1 protein-coding gene is annotated in these 595 nt (G+C 48.1%); it reads left to right on the top strand.

All coding sequences use genetic code 11. From position 1 onward, the window contains the following. Window positions 1-525: nitroreductase family protein (locus QUW60_RS15060; RefSeq protein ID WP_289561520.1), on the top strand; the 525-nt coding region annotated here is incomplete at its 5' end. Window positions 526-595 lie beyond the last annotated feature (70 nt).

The following is a 595-nucleotide window of genomic DNA, read 5'->3' as shown; positions in this document are numbered from 1 at the left end:
GAAACAATTATGGCGCGGCGCAGTATCCGGCAGTATAAGCCTCAGCCTGTTGGTCGCGACACTATGCAAATAATCTTGAATTGTGGAATCAATGCTCCAAATGGGCAGAACAAGCAGTCGTGGGCAATCCGTGTGGTTGACAATCCCGAGTATATCAATGGAATTACAGAGATTTACAAGAAAAAGAATCCGCAGGTTGCCGATGACTCTTCGTTCAAGAATATGTTCCGAAATGCGCCTACTGTGGTATTTATTGCCAGTGACAAGTCGTATGGCATGTCGCAGATAGACTGTGGGCTGTTAGGTGAGAATATGGTGCTTTCAGCCTGGTCAATGGGAATCGGCTCCTGCTGCTTGGGCTCTCCCGTCCGTTTCATGCAGACAGAACCTGAAGCTGCTGATTATCTGAAGCGGCTGAATATTCCCGATGGTTACGAATTGCTCTATTGCATAGCTTTCGGTTATCCGGACGAGGCTCCCGCAGCCAAGCCGCGCGATCCGGCCAAGATTATGTTTGTGGAGTGAGATTTGTGGAAACAAGTGTTTCCATGTGAATGGGAAACGGCAGGATATAAGAAGCATCTTGCCGTTTCTT

The sequence above is a fragment of the Bacteroides gallinaceum genome, assembly GCF_030373775.1.
GTDB lineage: Bacteria > Bacteroidota > Bacteroidia > Bacteroidales > Bacteroidaceae > Phocaeicola > Phocaeicola excrementipullorum.
The sequence above is the reverse complement of the archived record's forward strand: the minus strand, read 5'-3'. Positions and strand labels throughout refer to the sequence as shown.